This window comes from Verrucomicrobiia bacterium (assembly GCA_019634635.1).
Taxonomy (GTDB): Bacteria; Verrucomicrobiota; Verrucomicrobiia; order Limisphaerales; family UBA9464; genus UBA9464.
The window spans coordinates 151,856-170,495 of the sequence record JAHCBB010000006.1 but is presented as its reverse complement, the minus strand read 5'-3'; the positions used below and the strand labels follow the sequence as shown (position 1 = coordinate 170,495).

The 18,640-nt window shown below is 67.5% G+C and carries 13 protein-coding genes; 4 read left to right on the top strand and 9 right to left on the bottom strand.

Annotated elements, in window-relative coordinates:
• The first annotated feature begins 14 nt into the window (after window positions 1-14).
• Together KF791_06260 and KF791_06255 are read left to right on the top strand one after the other, a co-directional pair.
• A complete protein-coding gene (locus KF791_06260; GenBank protein MBX3732181.1) occupies window positions 15-1,730 on the top strand; it encodes a thiamine pyrophosphate-binding protein in 1,716 nt (571 codons plus the stop codon).
• Between the two features lie 18 nt (window positions 1,731-1,748).
• Window positions 1,749-3,293, top strand: a complete 1,545-nt coding sequence (locus KF791_06255) for a hypothetical protein (GenBank protein ID MBX3732180.1) — start codon at window positions 1,749-1,751, stop codon at window positions 3,291-3,293.
• 118 nt (window positions 3,294-3,411) lie between these two features.
• On the opposite strand, the gene KF791_06250 is transcribed toward KF791_06255, so the two are convergent.
• The 6 genes from KF791_06250 to accB form a co-directional block, all read right to left on the bottom strand.
• Complete coding sequence (locus KF791_06250) at window positions 3,412-4,851, bottom strand: FAD-binding protein (protein MBX3732179.1); 1,440 nt, start codon at window positions 4,849-4,851, stop codon at window positions 3,412-3,414.
• A gap of 6 nt (window positions 4,852-4,857) precedes the next feature.
• A complete protein-coding gene (locus KF791_06245) occupies window positions 4,858-5,997 on the bottom strand; it encodes an alanine--glyoxylate aminotransferase family protein (protein MBX3732178.1) in 1,140 nt (379 codons plus the stop codon).
• A 31-nt stretch (window positions 5,998-6,028) separates the two neighbouring features.
• Complete coding sequence (locus tag KF791_06240; protein MBX3732177.1) at window positions 6,029-7,804, bottom strand: proline--tRNA ligase; 1,776 nt, start codon at window positions 7,802-7,804, stop codon at window positions 6,029-6,031.
• A 74-nt stretch (window positions 7,805-7,878) separates the two neighbouring features.
• Window positions 7,879-8,751 carry a transglutaminase family protein gene (locus KF791_06235; GenBank protein MBX3732176.1) on the bottom strand — a complete coding sequence of 291 codons (873 nt, stop codon included), beginning with the start codon at window positions 8,749-8,751 and terminating at the stop codon, window positions 7,879-7,881.
• Window positions 8,752-8,845: 94 nt separating this feature from the next.
• Complete coding sequence (gene accC, locus KF791_06230) at window positions 8,846-10,231, bottom strand: acetyl-CoA carboxylase biotin carboxylase subunit (protein ID MBX3732175.1); 1,386 nt, start codon at window positions 10,229-10,231, stop codon at window positions 8,846-8,848.
• 85 nt (window positions 10,232-10,316) lie between these two features.
• On the bottom strand, window positions 10,317-10,790 hold the full coding sequence (gene accB, locus KF791_06225; GenBank protein ID MBX3732174.1) for an acetyl-CoA carboxylase biotin carboxyl carrier protein: 474 nt from the start codon (window positions 10,788-10,790) through the stop codon (window positions 10,317-10,319).
• A 415-nt stretch (window positions 10,791-11,205) separates the two neighbouring features.
• Between accB and KF791_06220 the strand changes: the two genes are divergently transcribed.
• Both KF791_06220 and KF791_06215 read left to right on the top strand, forming a co-directional pair.
• Window positions 11,206-12,417, top strand: coding sequence for a response regulator (locus KF791_06220; GenBank protein ID MBX3732173.1), 1,212 nt, complete (start codon window positions 11,206-11,208; stop codon window positions 12,415-12,417).
• Between the two features lie 9 nt (window positions 12,418-12,426).
• Complete coding sequence (locus tag KF791_06215; protein ID MBX3732172.1) at window positions 12,427-16,059, top strand: response regulator; 3,633 nt, start codon at window positions 12,427-12,429, stop codon at window positions 16,057-16,059.
• 27 nt (window positions 16,060-16,086) lie between these two features.
• Here KF791_06215 and KF791_06210 read toward each other — a convergent pair whose 3' ends face one another.
• The 3 genes from KF791_06210 to KF791_06200 all read right to left on the bottom strand — a co-directional run bounded on the left by KF791_06210 (window position 16,087) and on the right by KF791_06200 (window position 18,536).
• Window positions 16,087-17,226: a 2-aminoethylphosphonate--pyruvate transaminase gene (locus KF791_06210; GenBank protein ID MBX3732171.1), complete on the bottom strand. Its 1,140-nt coding sequence runs from the start codon at window positions 17,224-17,226 to the stop codon at window positions 16,087-16,089.
• 96 nt (window positions 17,227-17,322) lie between these two features.
• On the bottom strand, window positions 17,323-17,706 hold the full coding sequence (locus KF791_06205; GenBank protein ID MBX3732170.1) for a hypothetical protein: 384 nt from the start codon (window positions 17,704-17,706) through the stop codon (window positions 17,323-17,325).
• On the bottom strand, window positions 17,703-18,536 hold the full coding sequence (locus KF791_06200) for a prepilin-type N-terminal cleavage/methylation domain-containing protein (GenBank protein ID MBX3732169.1): 834 nt from the start codon (window positions 18,534-18,536) through the stop codon (window positions 17,703-17,705). Before KF791_06200 ends, KF791_06205 begins: the two co-directional genes overlap by 4 nt.
• Window positions 18,537-18,640: the final 104 nt, after the last annotated feature.

Sequence of the window (18,640 nt, the reverse complement as noted above, 5' to 3'; positions counted from 1 at the left end):
ACATGCCCCTGCCGATGAACCCGTCCGTACCCCCGCTGACCGGGCGTCTCGCCAGCCTGACATCCACGGCACTCGCCCGTCTCCGCCAACGGCTGTATCCAGGCGCCCTGTCCGGCAGTGGCTGGACGGCGGCGGCGCTGCAACGCTGTGGCATCCGCCAGGTGTACACCGTCGCCGGCACGCCCGTGGACGCCGTCCTCGCCGAATGCGCCGCCCGTGGAATCCGCGTGCTGGGCATGCGCCATCAACAGACGGCGGTGCTGGCGGCGGCTGCGGGCAACTATGTGGCGGGGCGGCTGGAATCCGTGGTTGTGGTGTCCGCGGGACCCGCGGTGACCAACACGCTCACCGGATTGCTCGTCGCCCGGGACAACGGATGGCCCGTGGTGGTCCTCGGAGGACGCCGCGCCCTGTCCGGGGCCGGCACGGGACAATTTCAGGAGTTGGATGCGCGGCCGATCACCGGCTCATTGACCCGCTGGACCGCCACGCCGCAACGGTGCGAAGACATCCCGAAGACCGTGATCGAGGCCTGTTCAAGGGCCATGGATGGCCGTCCAGGCCCCGTGTATCTCGACCTCGCGGAGGATGTGCTGACGGCGACGGCAGCGTGCGCAATGCCGGAGGTTCCGTCGCCGCCCCACCCCGCCGCTCCGGAGGAATCCCTGCTGGATGCCGCCTGTCGGCGGATTCGCGAGTCCAGGCGTCCCCTGCTCGTCGTGGGCGACGGCCTGCGATGGTCCCTGGACGCCTCCGACGTCCGGGAGTTCGTCGAGGCCAACGGAATCCCATTCATCTCCACATCGCTGGCCCGGGGCTACCTCCCGGACGACCATCCGCTGGCCGCCGGGGCCGCCCGCCGATGGATCCAGGGTGAAGCCGATGTGGTGCTCCTCGCTGGCGCGTCCCTGGACTGGCGCTTCCGTTTCGGCAGCGGCGTGGCTGCCGGTGCCTGCGTCATCCACGCCGATCTCGACGGGCCGGCCATCGGGCTCAACGTGCCCGCGACGATCGGCTGGGTCGGGCAGCCCGGAGTGTTCCTCCGGTCGCTGACCCGCGCCCTCGCCGCGGACGGTGCTTCAAGATCCCCTCATCCACATTCCGGGTGGCACGAAGCCATCCGTCAGGCGCGGGATCGGACCGAAACTTCCGAGGCGTCGCGGCAATCCACTCCCATGGCACCCCGGGAACTGGTGCTGGCGCTTCGCGATGCCCTGCCACCGGGCGTCTTCCTGGTCGCCGAAGGGAACGTCTGCCTTGGCGCCGCACAGCGGTTGTTCAAGATCCGCGAGCCCCTGACCTGGCTGGATCCGGGGATGAACGGGATCATCGGCGGCGGCATCCCCTTCGCCATCGGCGCGCAGGTCGCATCGCCGGGACGCCGCGTCGTGGCATTGTGCGGGGACACCGGCTTCGCGATGAGCGCCATGGACCTTGAGTCCGCCGTGCGTCACCGCCTTCCGGTGGTGATTGTGGTGGCCAATAACGACGGCAACACCGGAGCCCTGCGGGATGACGCGTTGTTCCCACCGGACCACCCGGAACGGGTGACCCGCTATGTTCCCGGGCTGCGATATGAACAGTTGGTGGCGCTGTTTGGCGGCCATGCCGAATTCGTCACGGAGCCCCGCCAATTCCGCCCCGCAATGCAACGCGCCCTCGAATCCGGAAGGCCCGCGTGCATCCATGTCCCGGTGGACCCGCACGCCGCCCCGACGGCGTCGTGGTGACGCCCCGAGTACCGGCCAATGAACCCGCCCCCCGATCCCCCCCGATCCGTGACCGACGAAGTCCGGTCGCGCCTCGCACAACTCGATCCCGCGGCGGCGGCCCTGCTGCGACAGCGGCTGGGGGCCCCGGTGGCATCGTCCGGCACCGATCAAACTCCGGAGGCGCCCTTCCGCTCCATTCCCTGCGCTCATCCGCTCCGGGTCGAAAACGATCCGCCGCTCCGCGTCCATCCCGCCACCAGCGGCCAGCAGCGGATGTGGTTCATTCATCAGTTCGCTCCGGAATCCCCGGTTTACCTCGTGCCCACGGCGTTCCGCCTGCGGGGGCCCTTGAACGTCCGCTGGCTGGAGGCATCCCTGGCCGCAGTCGTCCGGCGTCACGACGCCCTCCGGACCACGTTCGGACTGGAGGACGCCGGCATCGTTCAGCGCGTCGCGCAGGATGCCACGGTGATCCTCGAGACGGCGGTCGCGGAGAGCGGACCGCCGGAAGAACGTCCTTCGGTGGCCCGGGCATGGATCGAGGCCGCGGTCCGTCAGCCGATGGACTTGGAAACCGGGCCGCCCGTCCGGGTCCTGCTGGTGCGAATGGGCCCGGAGGATCACGCCCTGCTGCTGGTGCTGCATCACATCATCTCCGATGCCGCTTCGCTGTTGAATGTTCTCCAGGACCTCTCAACCAGCTATGGCGCGCTGGCCGCCGGTCGTGCGGCCCAACTGCCGGATCCGCCGCTGCAGCCGGCGGATGTCGCGGCATGGCAGGAACAGGGTCCGGGAGCCGCAGTTCTCGAGGCCCAGGAGTCGTGGTGGGCCGGGAAGCTTTCCGGTGACCTGCCGGCATTGGATCTGCCGGCGGACCGACCCCGCCCCGACGTGCCTTCCTTTCGTGGCGACCGCCGGGTCCGGGTCCTGAACCCCCGCTGGCGGGTTCCACTCGAAGGCCGGGCTCGCGAGCAGGGCGCGACCGTGTTCATGCACCTGCTGGCGGCCCACGCATTATTCCTCCATCGGGAGACCGGCCTGCGACAGGTCATCATCGGGATTCCCATCGCGGGCCGTTCGCGCGTCGAATTCGAGCCTTCGGTGGGATTCTTTGCCAATACGCTCCCGCTGCGCATCCCGTTCCCGGCCGGGCTGACCGGACGCGGCCTGCTCGAACAGGTCCGGGACATCGCCCTCGACGCCTACGAACATCAAGACCTCCGCTTCGAGCGCCTCGTGGAACGGCTCCGGATTCCCCGCGACACCTCGCGCCAACCCCTGGTGACCCAGACCTTCTCCGTCCGGGATCCGCTGGCGCCCGTGCTGCGCCTTCCCGGCGTGGAGGCCACCGAGTGGCCGGTGACCACGGGCACCAGCAAGTTCGACCTGTCCCTGACGGTGGAGCGGTCCCAGGCACCCGGGGCGTGGCGGGTGACGGCCGATTACAGCACGGACCTGTTCGACGCGGAGCGCGTGGACCGGTGGCTCGAGCGTTGGGAGGCCCTCGTCGAAGATCTGGTGGACCATCCGGAGCAACCGGTCACCGCCCCATGCGGATCCCAGGGGCCCGGAGGCACCTGATCCCGGAGAGCGACGTCGAACCCGAAGGCAATGGCGTTGCCCAGGAGGCCCCGAGGATCGCAGTCGCCCCAGCATCCGCAGACCGCAGACCGTGTTGCGCCCGGACGGGAGTCCGGCGTCACTCCCGCGAGACAACGCCAGCGGCCTCCAGCGGATGCAGTCCGCGATGGGCCAGGGCGGGCGGGCCTGTGCCCGGGAACATCTTGCCCGGGTTGGAAAGACCGTCCGGATCAAACGCGGCACGGATCCGCTCTTGGAGCTCGACCGCGTCGGGCGTGAACAGGTCCTTCAAAAAATCCCGCTTCTCGACGCCAATGCCATGCTCTCCGGTGATCGAGCCTCCCATGGCGACACACAGCTTCAGGATCCGACCCGCCACCGCCTCCGCACGCTCCAGCGCACCGGGCTGCCGGCCATCGAACAGAATCAGCGGATGCAGATTGCCGTCACCCGCGTGGAAGACATTGGCAATGCGCAGCCCGGATTCGCGCGACAGGGCCGCAATCTGCCGCAGGGCCTCGCCCAGTCGCCGGCGCGGGACCACCCCGTCCTGCACAATGAAATCCGGGGACAACCGCCCGACCGCGCTGAAGGCGCTCTTGCGTCCCCTCCAGATCGCCTGCCGCTCGGCGGCATCGCGGGCCGGCCGCACCGCCACCGGATCGCCCGCCGCCAGGATCTCCCCCAGACGTTCCCGCTCCACGGCGACCGTCTCCCGCGGGCCCTCCAGCTCCACGATCAGCACCGCCTCACAACCCGCCGGGTACTCCGAGTGCACCGCGGCCCGGGCGGCTTCCAAGGCCAGCGCATCCATGATCTCCAGCGCTCCGGGAAGCAGCCCGGCCGCAATCACGGCGGTGACGGCGTCGCCGGCCTGCTCCAAGGTCCGGTAGCCCGCCAGCACCGTGTGAAAGCACTCCGCGCGCGGCAGCAGCTGCAGGGTGATCTCCAGGGCAACACCGAACAGGCCCTCGTGCCCGGTAAACAGCCCGCACCAGTCGGGGCCGATCCGCTCCCGGCCGTTCCCGCCCCAGGTGACCACCTCGCCCGAACCCAGCACCGCCTTCAGACCCAGCACATGATTGGCGGTCATGCCGTACTTGAGGCAGTGCGCACCGCCGGAGTTGAAGGCGACGTTCCCGCCAATGGTGCAGATGGATTGGCTCGATGGATCCGGGGCGTAATGCAGCCCGTGGGGCGATGCGGCCGCGGTGACCTGGCTGTTGATGACCCCGGGTTCAACCACCGCGGTGCGGTCTTCCGGATCCAGCCGCAGAATGCGGTTCAACCGGTTCAGGGCGATGACGATCCCGCCGGCAACCGGCAGGGAGCCCCCGGACAGGCTCGTGCCGCTGCCCCTGGCGACAAACGGGATGCCCGCCCCGCGGCAGGCCCGTACCAGCGCGATCACCTCATCCGTGGTCCCGGGCACCGCGACCGCCAGCGGACGCGTCCGGAACGCGGTCAACCCGTCACTCTCATAGGTGGCCAGCTCCGCCGGAGCGGTCAGCCAGCAATCCGAGGGCAGGATGGCGGCGATCCGGGAGAGCGGGTCCATGGGCCATCACCCGGCAACGCTCCCGGGATGCCGCCACACTTCGCGAAGTGCCGCGAGGACGAGGTCCACGTTTCGCGTCGTCGCTCCATGTCCCATGAGCCCGATGCGCCACGCCTTTCCGGCCATGACGCCCAGGCCGGCCCCGATCTCAATGTCGTAGTCCTCCAGGAGTCGTCGCCGCACCAGGACGTCGTCGGCTCCCGCCGGAATCCCAACGCAGTTCAGGGTGTGCAGGGAGTGCCTGGGGATGTAGGAGAGGCCCATGCCTTCGAGCCCGGCGCGCAACCGGCGGTGCGCCTGGGCATGCCGGGCAATCCGGGCATCGAGCCCTTCCTCCAGGACGATCGCCAGCGCCTCGTTGAGCGCATAGGTCATGTTGATCGGCGCCGTGTGATGATACACGCGTCCGCCCCCGGCCCCGGCTCCGGCGAGGTAATACTTCCGGAGCATGGAGACGTCGAGATACCACGACTGCGGCTTCGACGTGCGGGCGTCCATCCGGGCCAGCGCCCGCTCCCCAAAGCTGACCGGCGACAACCCCGGCGGACAGCTCAGGCACTTTTGCGTGCCGCTGTAGATCGCATCAATGCCCCACTCATCCACGCGCAGCTCGTGGCCGCCCAGGCTGGTGACGGCATCCACGAGAAACAAGGCCCCGTGGTCGTGGACCCGTTCGGCGATGCCCTCAAGCGGTTGCAGGGCGCCGGTGCTGGTTTCGGCATGGACCAGTGCCACCAGCCGCGATTTTGGGTGCTCCGCGAGGGCCGCCGACACCTGATCGCGGGTGAAAACGTCGCCCCAGGCGGCATCGAGCGAATGGACGACGGCCCCGCACCGCTCCATCACGTCCTTCATGCGGCCACCGAACACGCCATTCACGCCCACAATCACCTCGTCGCCGGGCTCGATCAGGTTCACTGCAAGGCACTCCATGCCCGCCATGCCGGTGCCGCTGACGGGAAATGTGAGCCGGTTGCGGGTCCTGAAGACCTGGCGCAGCCGTTCGCAGGTCTCGTCCATGATGGCGAGGTACTGGGGATCCAGATGCCCCAGGGTGGGAGCAGCGAGGGCCCGGAGCACACGGGCGGGTACCGGACTCGGACCGGGCCCCATCAGGATCCGTTCGCGGGGATGGGTGGTGTTCATCATCACGATCAAGGAAGTCCAGCGACGTGGGTCAGGACCTGACAGACGATGCCCCGCCCGGTTCGAGGGCGGCCGCCGCGGTGCGCACCCAGGCCCGCACCCGCGCCGTGGCCTCTGCCAGCGGCACAGCCTCCAGGGTGCCGCCGCGGGGCTTGAGCTCCACCTCGCCGCGCGCCAGGGATTTTTCACCCAGGTTGACCCGAAGCGGGAAGCCCACGAGTTCGCTGTCCTTGAACTTGACCCCCGGCCGCTCGTCGCGGTCGTCCAGGATCACCTCGATGCCGGCTTCCATCAGCTCGCAATACAGGGCTTCCGCGGCCCGCATGGGTGCGCTGTCCGGCGCCACGGAAAGCGGCGTCAGGCAAACCTGGTAGGGCGCCACGGACAGGGGCCAAACGATGCCGTCCCGGTCGTGACACTGTTCGATCACCGCCTGCAGCGTGCGGGTGACGCCGATGCCGTAGCAGCCCATCACGCACGGGCGGCGCCGCCCGTCCTCGGGCAAAAAATACGCATTGAGTTTCTCACTGTACGTGGTGCCGAGCTTGAACACGTGACCGACCTCGATGGCACGGCCGATCTTCAGGGGCTCTCCCGTGGCCACGGACAACTCGCCGGCGACGACGGTGCGCAGGTCCTCCCAGGTGTCGGGGCGGACGTCACGGTCCATCTCGACGTGGCGCAGGTGGAATCCATCTTCATTGGCCCCGGTGGTCATCCCTGCCGCTCCGTGCAATTGCCGGTCGGCAATCACGCGGATGCCCCGGGAGGCGAGGGTGTCGCGTCCGACCACGGCCCCAAGGGACCCCGGATGCGCCCCGAGCGTGGCGAGGCATTCCGCGGGGGTTGCGGGACGCGCCCCGACGGCACCGGTGCGGGCCAGCAGCTTGGTCTCGCTCAACTGGTCGTCGCCGCGCAGGAGCAGCACCACGGGCTGGGAATCGAGCACGTACAGGAGGGTCTTGATCTGGGCGTGGGCGGGCACGCCGTGAGGCGGGGCGGCCAGGGCCTCGATCGTCAGCACACCCGGGGTGGCGAACCGCTCGGGCGCGGCACCGGTGGAGGCGGAGGGCGTCGGCGTCAGCGCCCCGCGGCTGGTGGCCTTCTCGATGTTCGCGGCGTAGGTGCCCGAATCACACGACACCACCTCGTTCTCCCCGGTATCCGCGGGCACCATGAACTCGTGGGAATGGCTGCCGCCGATCACCCCCGTGTCGGCCTCGACCGCCACCGCCCGCAGACCGCACCGGGCAAAAATCCGGGTGTAGGCGTCGTACATGCGCTGATAGCTCTCCATGGCCGCCTCGTCGCTGGTGTCGAACGAATAGGCGTCCTTCATCACGAACTCCTTCGCCCGCATCAGGCCAAAGCGCGGGCGGATTTCGTCGCGGAATTTCACGCCAATCTGGTAGAAGTTCAGCGGGAGCTGCTTGTAGGAGCTGATCTCCCCGGCGGCGAGCGTCGTGACCACCTCCTCATGGGTCGGACCCAGGACCCATTCCTTTGCCGCCCGGTCTCGCACGCGGAACAGCACCTCACGGGCCGTCTGGTAGCGCCCCGAAGCATGCCAGATTTCCGGCGGCTGCAGCGCAGGCATCAGCACCTCGATCGCCCCGGCACGGTCCATTTCGCTGCGGACGATCCCCTCGATCTTTCGCAGCACGCGCAGGCCCATGGGGAGGAAGGTGTAGAGCCCTCCGGTGAGCTTTCGAACGAGCCCGGCACGAAGCAGCAGTTGATGGGACGGGATCTCGGCATCGGCCGGGACCTCCTTGAGGGTGGGAATCAGCGTTTGTGACCAGCGCATGTACGACCGGCGAAGTGAGCCGTGCCCACCGGGTTCCCACAAGCACGCGTTCCGACTTCGTCAGGCCGGAGACTTCAGCGCGACAACGCCACGAGGTACCGCTGCAGCCGGTCGGACTCGGGCCGGTTGCGGCGCTCCTTGTGGATGAGGTGCACGTTGGCGATCATGCGCTGCAAGGTCCGGCGGCTGCTCAACGGGGCCAGATGGCTCTCGTCAAAGCCGACGGCGGACTCCAGGAGGCGCTTCCTGCAGTCCAGGCGGGTGAGCAGCTGGCCGCCGTGGAACGGGTCAATGTACACCTCGGCCATGGGGGTCTGGTACCGGCAGAGGAAATGGGACGGCATCCCGATCCCGGTCACCGGGATCCGCACCCGGCGCGCCACCAGGAGGTACACCGCGCTGAGCGTGATCGGGATGCCCAGGCGGCGGTCCATGACACGGTTGAGGTAGCTGTTGGCCGGATCGAAAAAGTGCTCCTCGTTCCCGCGGAAGCGGAGCTGTTCGAACAGCACCTCGTTCATCGCGTCCAGCGCCACTCCGGGGCCAAAACCAGCCGGCAGCATCCCGCCCACGCGGGCGGCCCATTCATCCAGTTGCGCCTGGTACGCCGCCACATTGATTTCCGGATGACTCGTGAGGACGAACCGCCAGAGGCCCTCCTCCAGGTCGAAGTGCTCGCCCTGCGAGAGGATGAACTGGAGGAACTCCGCGTCATTGCGGGCCGCCAATCGCTCATGAAGCAGCTCCCGGACCCGCCGCCGGATGGCCGGGTCGTCGTGGAGCCGGTGTCGTTCAAGAAACGTGAACGCCGGCTCGCCCGCGGCAACCAGCCGCGCCCGGATCAACCGATGAACCTGCGGATCCTCATCGCCAAGCAGGATCAGCATCGCCTGGAACTGGGATTCCGTGAACGGGCCGGAGCCGGCAGGTCGCGAGGTCGCGCTCACGACGCAGATCGTACCGGGACCGCCGCCGAACGGAAGCCGGAACCATCGGGACCCTCCGCACCTCCCCACCGGACCGGCGCCGCGCGGCCCGGCGTCAGGCGTTGTCCTGGATCAACTCCACCTTGGCGCCGGTCATCAGTCGCTCGACAAAGCCGGTGTTGTACTGGCCCCGCCTGAAATCCGGGTCCTGGAGGACGGCCTGCTCGAAGGGGATGGTGGACTTGATCCCGGTCACCATGTATTCGCCCAGCGCGCGGCTCATCTTGCTCATGGCCTCCGCGCGGTCCTTCCCGCGCGTGATCAGCTTGGCAATCATCGAGTCGTAGTACGGAGGGATGGTGTACCCGGCGTAGGCATGGGAGTCCACGCGGACCCCGGGGCCGCCGGGGGCGTAGTACATCTCGATCCGCCCCGGGCTCGGACGGAAATCGTCAAACGGATTCTCGGCATTGATCCGGCACTCGATCGCATGGCCCTTCATCTGCACGTCGCCCTGGGACATCCCGAGTTTCTCCCCAAGGGCGATCAGGATCTGCTGCTTCACGAGGTCCACACCCGTCACCTCCTCGGTGACCGGATGCTCGACCTGGATGCGCTTGTTGACCTCCAGGAAGTAGAACTGCCCCTGATCGTCGGCGATGAACTCCACGGTGCCCGCACTCGTGTACCCCGCCAGCTCGGCGATCTTGAGCGCCGCCCGGCCCATCTTGGCGCGCAGACTTCGGAACTCCTTGCGGTCGAAATAGGGCGACGGCGTCTCCTCGATCAGCTTCTGGTTCCGCCGCTGGATGGAGCAGTCGCGCTCGCCGAGGTGGATGAGGTTGCCCTTGGTGTCCCCCAGGATCTGGAACTCGATGTGGTGGGGATTCTCGATGAACTTCTCGATGTACACCCCGCTGTTGCCAAAGGCCTTTTCCGCCTCGGTCCGGGCCGTGTAGTACGCCTTGACCATGGCCACGTCGTTGTGCGCGACGCGCATGCCCCGTCCACCGCCCCCCGCAACCGCCTTCACCAGGACCGGGTAGCCGATCTTTCGTGCGATGTTCACCGCGTCCTGCTCGGTCTCCACCAGGCCCTCGGATCCCGGAGGGGTCGGCACGTTGGCACGGCGCGCGAGGTTGCGGCTGGACGCCTTGTCGTGCAACGCGTTCATCGCGGCGGAGCGGGGCCCGATGAACCGGATGTTGCAGCTCTCGCAGACATCGGCGAAATGCGCGTTTTCGCTCAGGAAACCGTAGCCCGGATGGATGGCGTCCACATCCGCGATCTCCGCCGCCGAAATCACCCGGTCAATCCTCAGGTAACTGTCGGAACTCGGGCCGTCCCCGATGCAAATTGCCTCGTCCGCGACCTGGACATGCATGGAACTGGCGTCGGCCTTGGAATAGACGGCGACGGTCTTGATGTTCAGCTCGCGGCAGGCGCGGATGATGCGGATGGCGATCTCGCCACGGTTGGCCACGAGGACTTTTTCGAACATACGGACGGGTCGGAATCGGTTGCGGGGGCGGGGGCGTGGGCGGCACCGGAGGGCGTTGACACGGTGGACCGATGGGGCCCGCGGGCTAAAGCGGACGCAGGCGGAATAGGGGCTGCCCGAATTCCACCGGCTTGGCGTTTTCGGCGACCGCCGCGGTGATGACGCCGCGCGTCTCCGCCTTGATTTCGTTCATCACCTTCATGGCCTCGATGATGCAGACCACGGTTTCCGGCCCGACCTCGGAACCCACCTCCACGTAGGGACCGGCCTCCGGCGACGGCGACCGGTACAGCGTGCCGATCATCGGGGACTTGATTTCAAGATCACCGGAGGCCACCGGAGCGGTGGACGCCGACGGCGGCGACGGCGACGACGGCGGACGCAAGGTTTGGGCGAACGCCGTCAACTCGGGATCATCCAAAGGGGTGACGGACGGCCCGGAAGCGGCCGCCGTCGGCCGCTTGAGCTTGATCTTGAAGTCCTTCTCCTCCAGTTCGAACTCCGCCAGGGAGTTCTTTTTCATCAAATCTATGATCGCTTTGATCTCTTTGAGATCCACGGCAAAACCCGGGTTGGGCCAGCCGAAGTGGCTGGGCGGTTGTCGTGCCCTCGGAAAAACAAAAAGAGCAGCACCAGCAGGTGGCTCTGCTCATGTCCGGTCACGAATGCGGCGACGCTAGGGACCTGGGCAGATCCGGTCAAGACACATGTCCCACCTCGCAAAGACCCGTCCGCACCCGGCGCGAGCCACCGGAGGATCCCTCGGCCGCGCCGGAGGCTGCTCAGTTGCCAGGCCATTCCACCCCAAAGGCTTCCATGAGCCGACCGTCCAGATCCACGTGCGATCCATTCCCCGTTCCGCCGCCTCCGGATTGCCAGACGCTCCGGGCGCGCGGCCGTAGTGGACGAATCGCCCCACCCTGCCCCAGAATGGCCCGCATCCGCGCCGGGTCCCGGTGGGTGCGGACGTCTCCATGAATGCCTCCGAACCGATTGCCGAACGTCCCCAGCCCCAGATCCTCATCGTGGACGACGCCCCGGAAAACGTGGACGTGCTGGCGGCCATCCTCCGGGGTCACTACCAGGTGAAGGTGGCGCTGAACGGGGCGCGGGCGCTGAAGATTGCCCAGAGTGACACCCCGCCGGACCTGATCCTCCTGGATGTGATGATGCCGGAAATGGACGGCTACGAAGTGTGCCGGCAGCTGGCGGCCACCCCACGGACCCGCGACATTCCGGTGATCTTTGCGACTGCAAAGACGGAGGTGGACGACGAGGCGCGCGGATTCGAGCTCGGCGCCGTGGACTACCTCACCAAGCCCGTCAGCCCGCCAATCGTGCTGGCCCGGGTCAGAACCCACCTCGCACTCCGCCAGTCCCGGAAGAACCTGGAGCAACTGTCCGAAAAACTCTCCCGCTACCTCTCCCCCCAGGTGTACCAGTCCATCTTTGAGGGACGGCAGGACGCCCGGATCGGGAGCAGCCGGAAGAAGCTGACCGTGTTCTTTTCCGACATCGTCGGCTTCACGAAGCAGACCGAGGGCATGGAGCCCGAGGATCTGGCGTTCATCCTGAACGGGTACCTCAACCGCATGTGGCAGATCGTCCAGCGGCATGGGGGTACTTTTGACAAGTTCATGGGCGACGCGGTCCTCGTGTTTTTCGGGGATCCGGAGACGCAGGGACTGGCGGAGGATGCCCGGGCGGCGGTCCGCATGGCGCTGGAAATGCGGGAGGCGCTGACGACCCTCGGCACCGAATGGGCGGACCGGGGGATCCCCCGGCGATTTGAGGTTCGCATGGGCCTGACCACCGGCTTCTGCACGGTGGGCAATTTCGGCAGCGAGGAACGCATGTCCTACACCATCATCGGCAACCAGGTGAACCTGGCCAGCCGTCTCCAGTCGGCGGCACAGCCCGGGGAGATCCTGCTGGTCCATGAGACGTGGCTGCTCGTGAAGGACAAGTTTGAGTGCGTGCCGAAAGAGCCGATCTTCGTGAAGGGCTTCGAGCACCCGATTCAGACCTACGCGGTCATCGCCCCAAGGGGTGATGCGGCCATCAGCCAGCGGATAGATGCTTCCCGCACGGGCTTCTCGCTGGTCCTGGATCCGGCCCAGGTGGAACCTCAGGATCGTGCCGTTGTGGTGGAGCACCTGAAGGCGGCGTTGAACCAGCTGCAATAACCCCCGGCCATGACCATCGCCCGGCGCATCCTGATCCTGGCCCTCGCGCCCCTGCTGGTGCTCACGGGCCTGGGACTCTACGCCCGGGCCCAGTTGTCGAGGATTGAGGCGCAGAGCCGGTTCGTCGCCGAGGTCCAGATCAACAGCGTCGCGGAACTGGGCCGCATTGCTCGGATCCTCACCGAGCTGCGCCTCGACCTGCGTGACCACCTTCTCGAGCCCACCGAAAGCGGTCGCGCCAGGATTCGTGCGGAGTTTCTCGCCGGAACCTCCGAGCTGGAACGGATTCTCCAGGAATACCTCGGAGCGTTCATCACGGACGCGAAGGACCGGCGGCTGGCCATCGAATACGAGGCGGTCAGCGGTCAATGGAAGACCCTGGCCAATCAATGCCTGGAGGCCCACGACTCGGGAGACCGGGATGAGGCATTGCAACTGCTCGCAGGACCGCTGTCCGAGCTCGGAACCCGGCTCGACCGGGTGGCCGACGCGTGGATCCGACACAACGAAACCCTCGCACTTGCCTCCGGGCGCAGCACCGTCGAGGCCGTTGAAGAAGTCCGTCGCAACCAGCTCGTGGCCCTGGTCGCCGCCCTCGGCGTCTCCGTCATTCTCGGGACGCTGACCTTTGGACGCATCGTCACGCCCATCCGCGGACTGCAACGGGCGGTGGAGACCATCGCCACCGGAGACTTCGGCCAGTCGGTGCCGTTTGTCGGGGCAACGGATGAGACGGGGGACCTGGCCCGGTCCATTTCCATCCTCAAGGACGGTGCCGCCGCGATGGAGGCGCAACGGTGGGTCAAGGCGAACACGGCCCGCATCACCGGAGTGCTCCAGGGCGCCTCGACGCGGGAGGAGTTTGCCAGACGTCTGCTTTCGGAACTGATTCCCACGCTCGGCGGCGGCGTGGCCGGCCTGTTCGTGGCGACGGACGATGGGACCACCCTCCAACGCGCCGGCACATTCGGCCTCGCGTCCGGCGACGCCGGGCCCGCGGTGCTGGGGCCCGGCGACGGGTTGTCCGGCCAGTGCGCCCTGGAGCGCAAGCCCCTCACGCTCACGGGGCTGCCGGCTGGGTTCCTGCGGATCGCCTCCGGACTGGGCGCGGCGGTGCCGCAGCAGGTGACGGCGTGGCCGCTGATGGCCGGCGACACGGTGGTGGGCGTGCTCGAGCATGCGGGCTTCCGCGAGCTGACCCCGGGCGAGCGCAGCCTGGTGGACGAACTGCTCCCGGCTGCGGCCCTGAGCCTCGAAGTCCTGAACCGAAACCTCCGCACGCGGGAGTTGCTCGAGACCACCCGCGAGCAGGCGCGTCAGTTGGAAGCGCAGACCACCGCCCTGTGCCAGTCCCAGAAGGAACTCGTCGCCCAGAAGGAGGAACTCGCGGCGGCGAAGGGGAAGGCCGAGGAGGCCACGGCGCTGAAGTCCATGTTTCTGGCCAACATGAGCCACGAGATCCGCACGCCCATGAATGCGATCATCGGGCTTTCGCATCTGGCCCTCAAGACCGCCCTCAACCCGCGGCAGCGCGACTACGTCAGCAAGATCCACGGCGCGGGCACGGCGCTTCTGGCCATCCTCAATGACATCCTCGACTTCTCCAAGATCGAGGCGGGGCGCCTCGAGTTGGAGACCACCGATTTCGCCATGGATCAGGTGCTGCACGCCGTGACCGGCGTGACGGCCCAGCGCGCCCATGAGAAGGGCCTCGAATTCGTCGTGGATGTTTCCCCCGAAATTCCCGAGACGCTTTCCGGGGACCCGTTGCGCCTCGGGCAGATCCTCACCAACCTGGTCAACAACGCGGTGAAGTTCACCGAAAAGGGGGAGGTCCGCATCCGGATCGAACCCGTCGAACGTGCGGGGGATCGGGTCCAGATCCGATGCGCAGTCCGCGACACCGGCATCGGTCTGACCCGCGAACAAGCCGCCCGCCTCTTCCAGCCCTTCACCCAGGCCGACATGTCCACGACCCGCAAGCACGGGGGAACCGGACTCGGCCTCACCATCTGCCTGCGCCTCGTCGAACTGATGGGCGGCCGGATCTGGGTGGAGAGCGAGCCGGGTGCGGGCAGCACCTTCTGCTTCACCGCATCGCTTGGGGTGGGCAGCGCGCCGCGCCGCCGCCGGCGCATCCCCGACCGGTTGCACCACCTCCATGTGCTCGTGGTGGACGACCACGACGCCGCCCGCGAGGTGCTCACCGAGAACCTCCGGGGCGTGACGCGGGATGTGGACGTCGCCCGAACGGGATTCGAGGCGGTCCGCGCCGTGCTCGACCACGACCCCCACGACCCCTACGACCTCGTGCTCATGGACTGGCGCATGCCCGGCATGGATGGACTCGAGGCGACCCGGCAGATCCAGGAGGCACCCGGGCTTCGTCACCGGCCGGCCGTGGTCCTGGTCACGGCGTATGGACGGGAGGAAGTGCGGGACGAGGCGGAGCGGCTTCATGTCGGCGGGTTTCTTCTGAAGCCGGTCACGAAATCCATGCTGGTGGATACTCTGGTCAGCCTGTTTGCCCCGGAGGAGGATGAAACGGCAAACGAGGCGGGAGCCCGGGCGGATTTCGGCCCCGAGCTCCATGGGGTGCGCATCCTTCTGGTCGAGGACAATGAGATCAACCGCCAGATCGCCGTGGAGCTGCTGGAGGGGGTCGGCGCCTCGGTCGCGATCGCGCATCATGGCCGCGAGGCCGTCGAACAGCTGGAGTCGGCCCCAGACTCGGTGGATCTGGTCCTCATGGACCTTCAGATGCCCGAGATGGACGGCTATCAGGCCACGGCGCGCCTGCGATCCGATCCACGGTTTGCCAGCCTGCCCATCATCGCGATGACGGCGCACGCCACCGTGGAGGAACGTCAGCGATGCCTCGACGCCGGCATGAACGACCACGTGTCCAAGCCGATCGAGCCCGCCCAGTTGTTTGCCGCGGTGGTCCGCTGGAATCCGGGCAACCGATCACCAACGCGACCCGGGCCGCCTCCCGGCAATCCCGCCGCCCCATCCGCGTCCACACCCCCGCCGCGTCCGCCCGACGGGACCGGGGTGTCGGACGTGCTGGATGTTGCCGATGGACTCCGGAGGCTCTCCGGCAATCACAAGCTGTACGAGACGCTCCTCGCAAAGTTTCGCGACAACCAGACGGACGCCCCCGCAGCCATCCGCGACGCCTGGCGTGCAGGCCGCCACTCGGACGCCATCCGCATCGCCCACACCGTCAAGGGAGTCGCCGGCAATCTGGGTGCACGGGCGGCGGCCGCGGCGGCGGGCGCGGTGGAAACGGCGGCGGCCTCCGATTCCGGAACGTTGGAGGCCGCCCTTCGATCGCTGGAAGGCGTCCTCGAGGGGACGATGGAGGCCGTCGGGCGGGCTCTTGCGGGGGTCCCGGGCGACAACGCCGCGACGAGCCCGGTCGCCCCCGATCCCGAACGGGTCGCCGGTCTGCTGGATCGGCTGAAGCGGTGCCTGGAGGCCGACAGCGCCGACGCGCAGGCGGTCCTGGACGCGCTGCGCCCCCTGATCCGTGGCACGGCCTGGGAATCCCCGATGGCGGAGGTATCGCACCACCTCGCGGGCTACGACTTCGAGGCGGCGCTGCACGTGCTGCGGGCCGCCGCGGCGCGGATCTCCTGACCGGCCCGCTCCTGTTCGGATCCGGGGTCAGGGCCGGAGGCCCATTTCTTCGAGAGCCTCTCCGATGGCGTACACCACCGCCCTCATGTCGGACTCGAACAGGCGTCCGATGTTTCCGATGCGAAAGGTGTCCGCCTGGCTGATTTTTCCGGGGTACAGGATGAATCCCTTCAAGGCCACGCGCCGGTAGAACTCCGGGAAGTTGAAGCGGGAATCCGCCGGGTACAGGAAGCTGGTGATGATGTGGCTTTGCACCGCCGCCGGCAGGTAGCTGCGGAACCCGAGCCGGGTCATGCCCGCCAGCAACACCTCGTGGTTGCGGCAGTAACGCGCCGACCGCGCGGCAACGCCCCCCTCCTGATCCAGCTCATGAAGCGCCTGCTCGAACGCGAGCAGCGCATGCGTCGGGGGCGTGTAGCGGAACTGGCCGTTCTTCTCGAACCCCCGAAGCTGATCCAGCAGGTTCATGCTCAATGAACGGGCGTGCCCCTCGCATTCCAGGAGCCGGGCGCGCCGGCACAGGATGAAGCTGAATCCCGGCACCCCCTCGATGCATTTGTTGGCGGACGAAACCAGGAAGTCGGGGCCGGACGCGTCCAGCGCGATGGGGTAGGCGCCGAAGCTGCTCATGGCGTCCACCACAAAGACCCGGCCATGGCGCCGGGTCACCGCGCCGAGCGCCGCAAGGTCGTTGAGCAGCCCCGTCGTGGTCTCGCAATGGACCACGGCGACATGGGTGATGCCGGGATTGGCCGCCAGCAGGGCGTCCAGTGCCCCGGGGTCCCCGGGGGTGTCCTCCGGCGTGCGGAGCACGTCGTGAGCGATGCGCGCGTGCTGAAGCATGAGGACCATCCGCTCGCCATAGGCGCCATTGGACACCACCGCGACCCGTCCCTGCGGAGGCACGCAGGTCTGGAAAACCGACTCGACGCCGAACGTGCCGCTGCCCTGGAGCAGGACGGCCTCCCAGCCGTCCTCCCGGCGGACGCCGCCGAGGGCCAGCAGACGCTCCCGGATCCACCGGACCCTTTCGTTGAAGTCCCAATGCCACGAGCCGGCGTCATGGAGCATGGCCTGCTTGACGGAAAGGGAGGTGGTCAGGGGGCCCGGAGTGTACAGCAGGGGGTCCCGGGAAGCGGGGAGGGAGCGTGGTTCGGTCGGGTGCATCTGAAAATGGTGGCGGGCGCCGGGGTGACACACGGATCTTCACCGCCGGCGCCCGCCGTTCTCACCTCCACTCAGAGGCGAAAGGGGTGTGACCGCTCACTTTCGAGCGGCCTGTTGTTCGAGGGCCTCGCGCGCGGCGGCGTCGCCGCCAGCCGCCGCCGCCTCAAGCTTCGCCCGTGCAGCCATCATCGCCTGGGCAACGGCCGTGCGTTGCTCGGGGGTGAGGTCCGGACGATAGGAAAGTTCCTGAAACCCGAAAAAGGCCCCGGCTGGCTGGGCCTCCAGACTGCCACTCAATTCCACGGCGGCCTGCCGGGCCTCAGTGGGAGCGGTCGCGAAGACGGACTCAATCCGCTCAGGAACCTCCCCGGCCGTCAGGACAGCCGGGGGTGCGGTGCCTTCACGGGAGCAGCCCAAGCCGACGGTGACGACCAGGGTGGCGAATGTCGCCGACAGGAGCGGACCTCTGGATCGGTTCATCGGGGCGAGGTCAGGGGCTCATCACCGGTGTACCAGCGAAAATCCACGCCCGTTTTCGTGTACGGGATGGTGGAGGCATGCCCGTCAATCCAGATGGTGTTGTTCTGGCGGTTGTGACGGAACCATTCGAACTCGAACCGGTGCCCCGGATACAGCGAGGCCAGACTGTACTTCCATTGGGTCAGGCACTCGGTCCTCCCGGGGAACAGCCCGAGGGAATCATCAGGTCCTTCCATCCGCTGTTCCGCAGCGTCCTGGGCAAACACCGTGGAGGCGGGATTCGAGAACGAGCTGACGGTCCGGCGGCGCGAACTGATGGATTCCCCCGTCCGGGGATTCGCGGGGTTCACCGCAAAAACGGCAATGCCGTAGCTGGAGTCCCGCCACCAGTCCGATGGGTATCTCAAGCCGTCTTCACGCCACTCATCCACAATCTTCGCATTCGGGCACCGATAGAGCCGCTTGGGAGCGCTGCTGTAGGGGCGGTAGGCGACCGCCCAGTAGGCCAGCGGGTGCTCCGGCGGCAGGAATTCAGTGAATTGGGGGCTTTGGGTCCACTGGCCGTGGTTCGGGATCGAAAATTCCCCGGCGTTGCCCCGGTGGTGGAAATAGTCCCGAAAGTCGCCGGCGTACAGCGTCGCCGCCAGCCCCACCTGTTTCAGGTTGCTGAGACACTGCGTCTGGTTGGCCTTGGCCTTGGCCTTGGACAGCGCCGGCAGGAGCATTCCCGCCAGAATGGCGATGATCGCAATCACCACCAGGAGCTCGATGAGGGTGAATCCATGGCGAAATCCGCGGATCAACGGTTGAGATGGGGTACAACAGGACATCAATGCGGTGGATGGAATGCATCCGTTCGGTGGGTATTGGGAGACATCAAGGTCACATTTCGGTAACGTCCGGAGGCGGCAGACACACGGCGTGCCCGCCGACT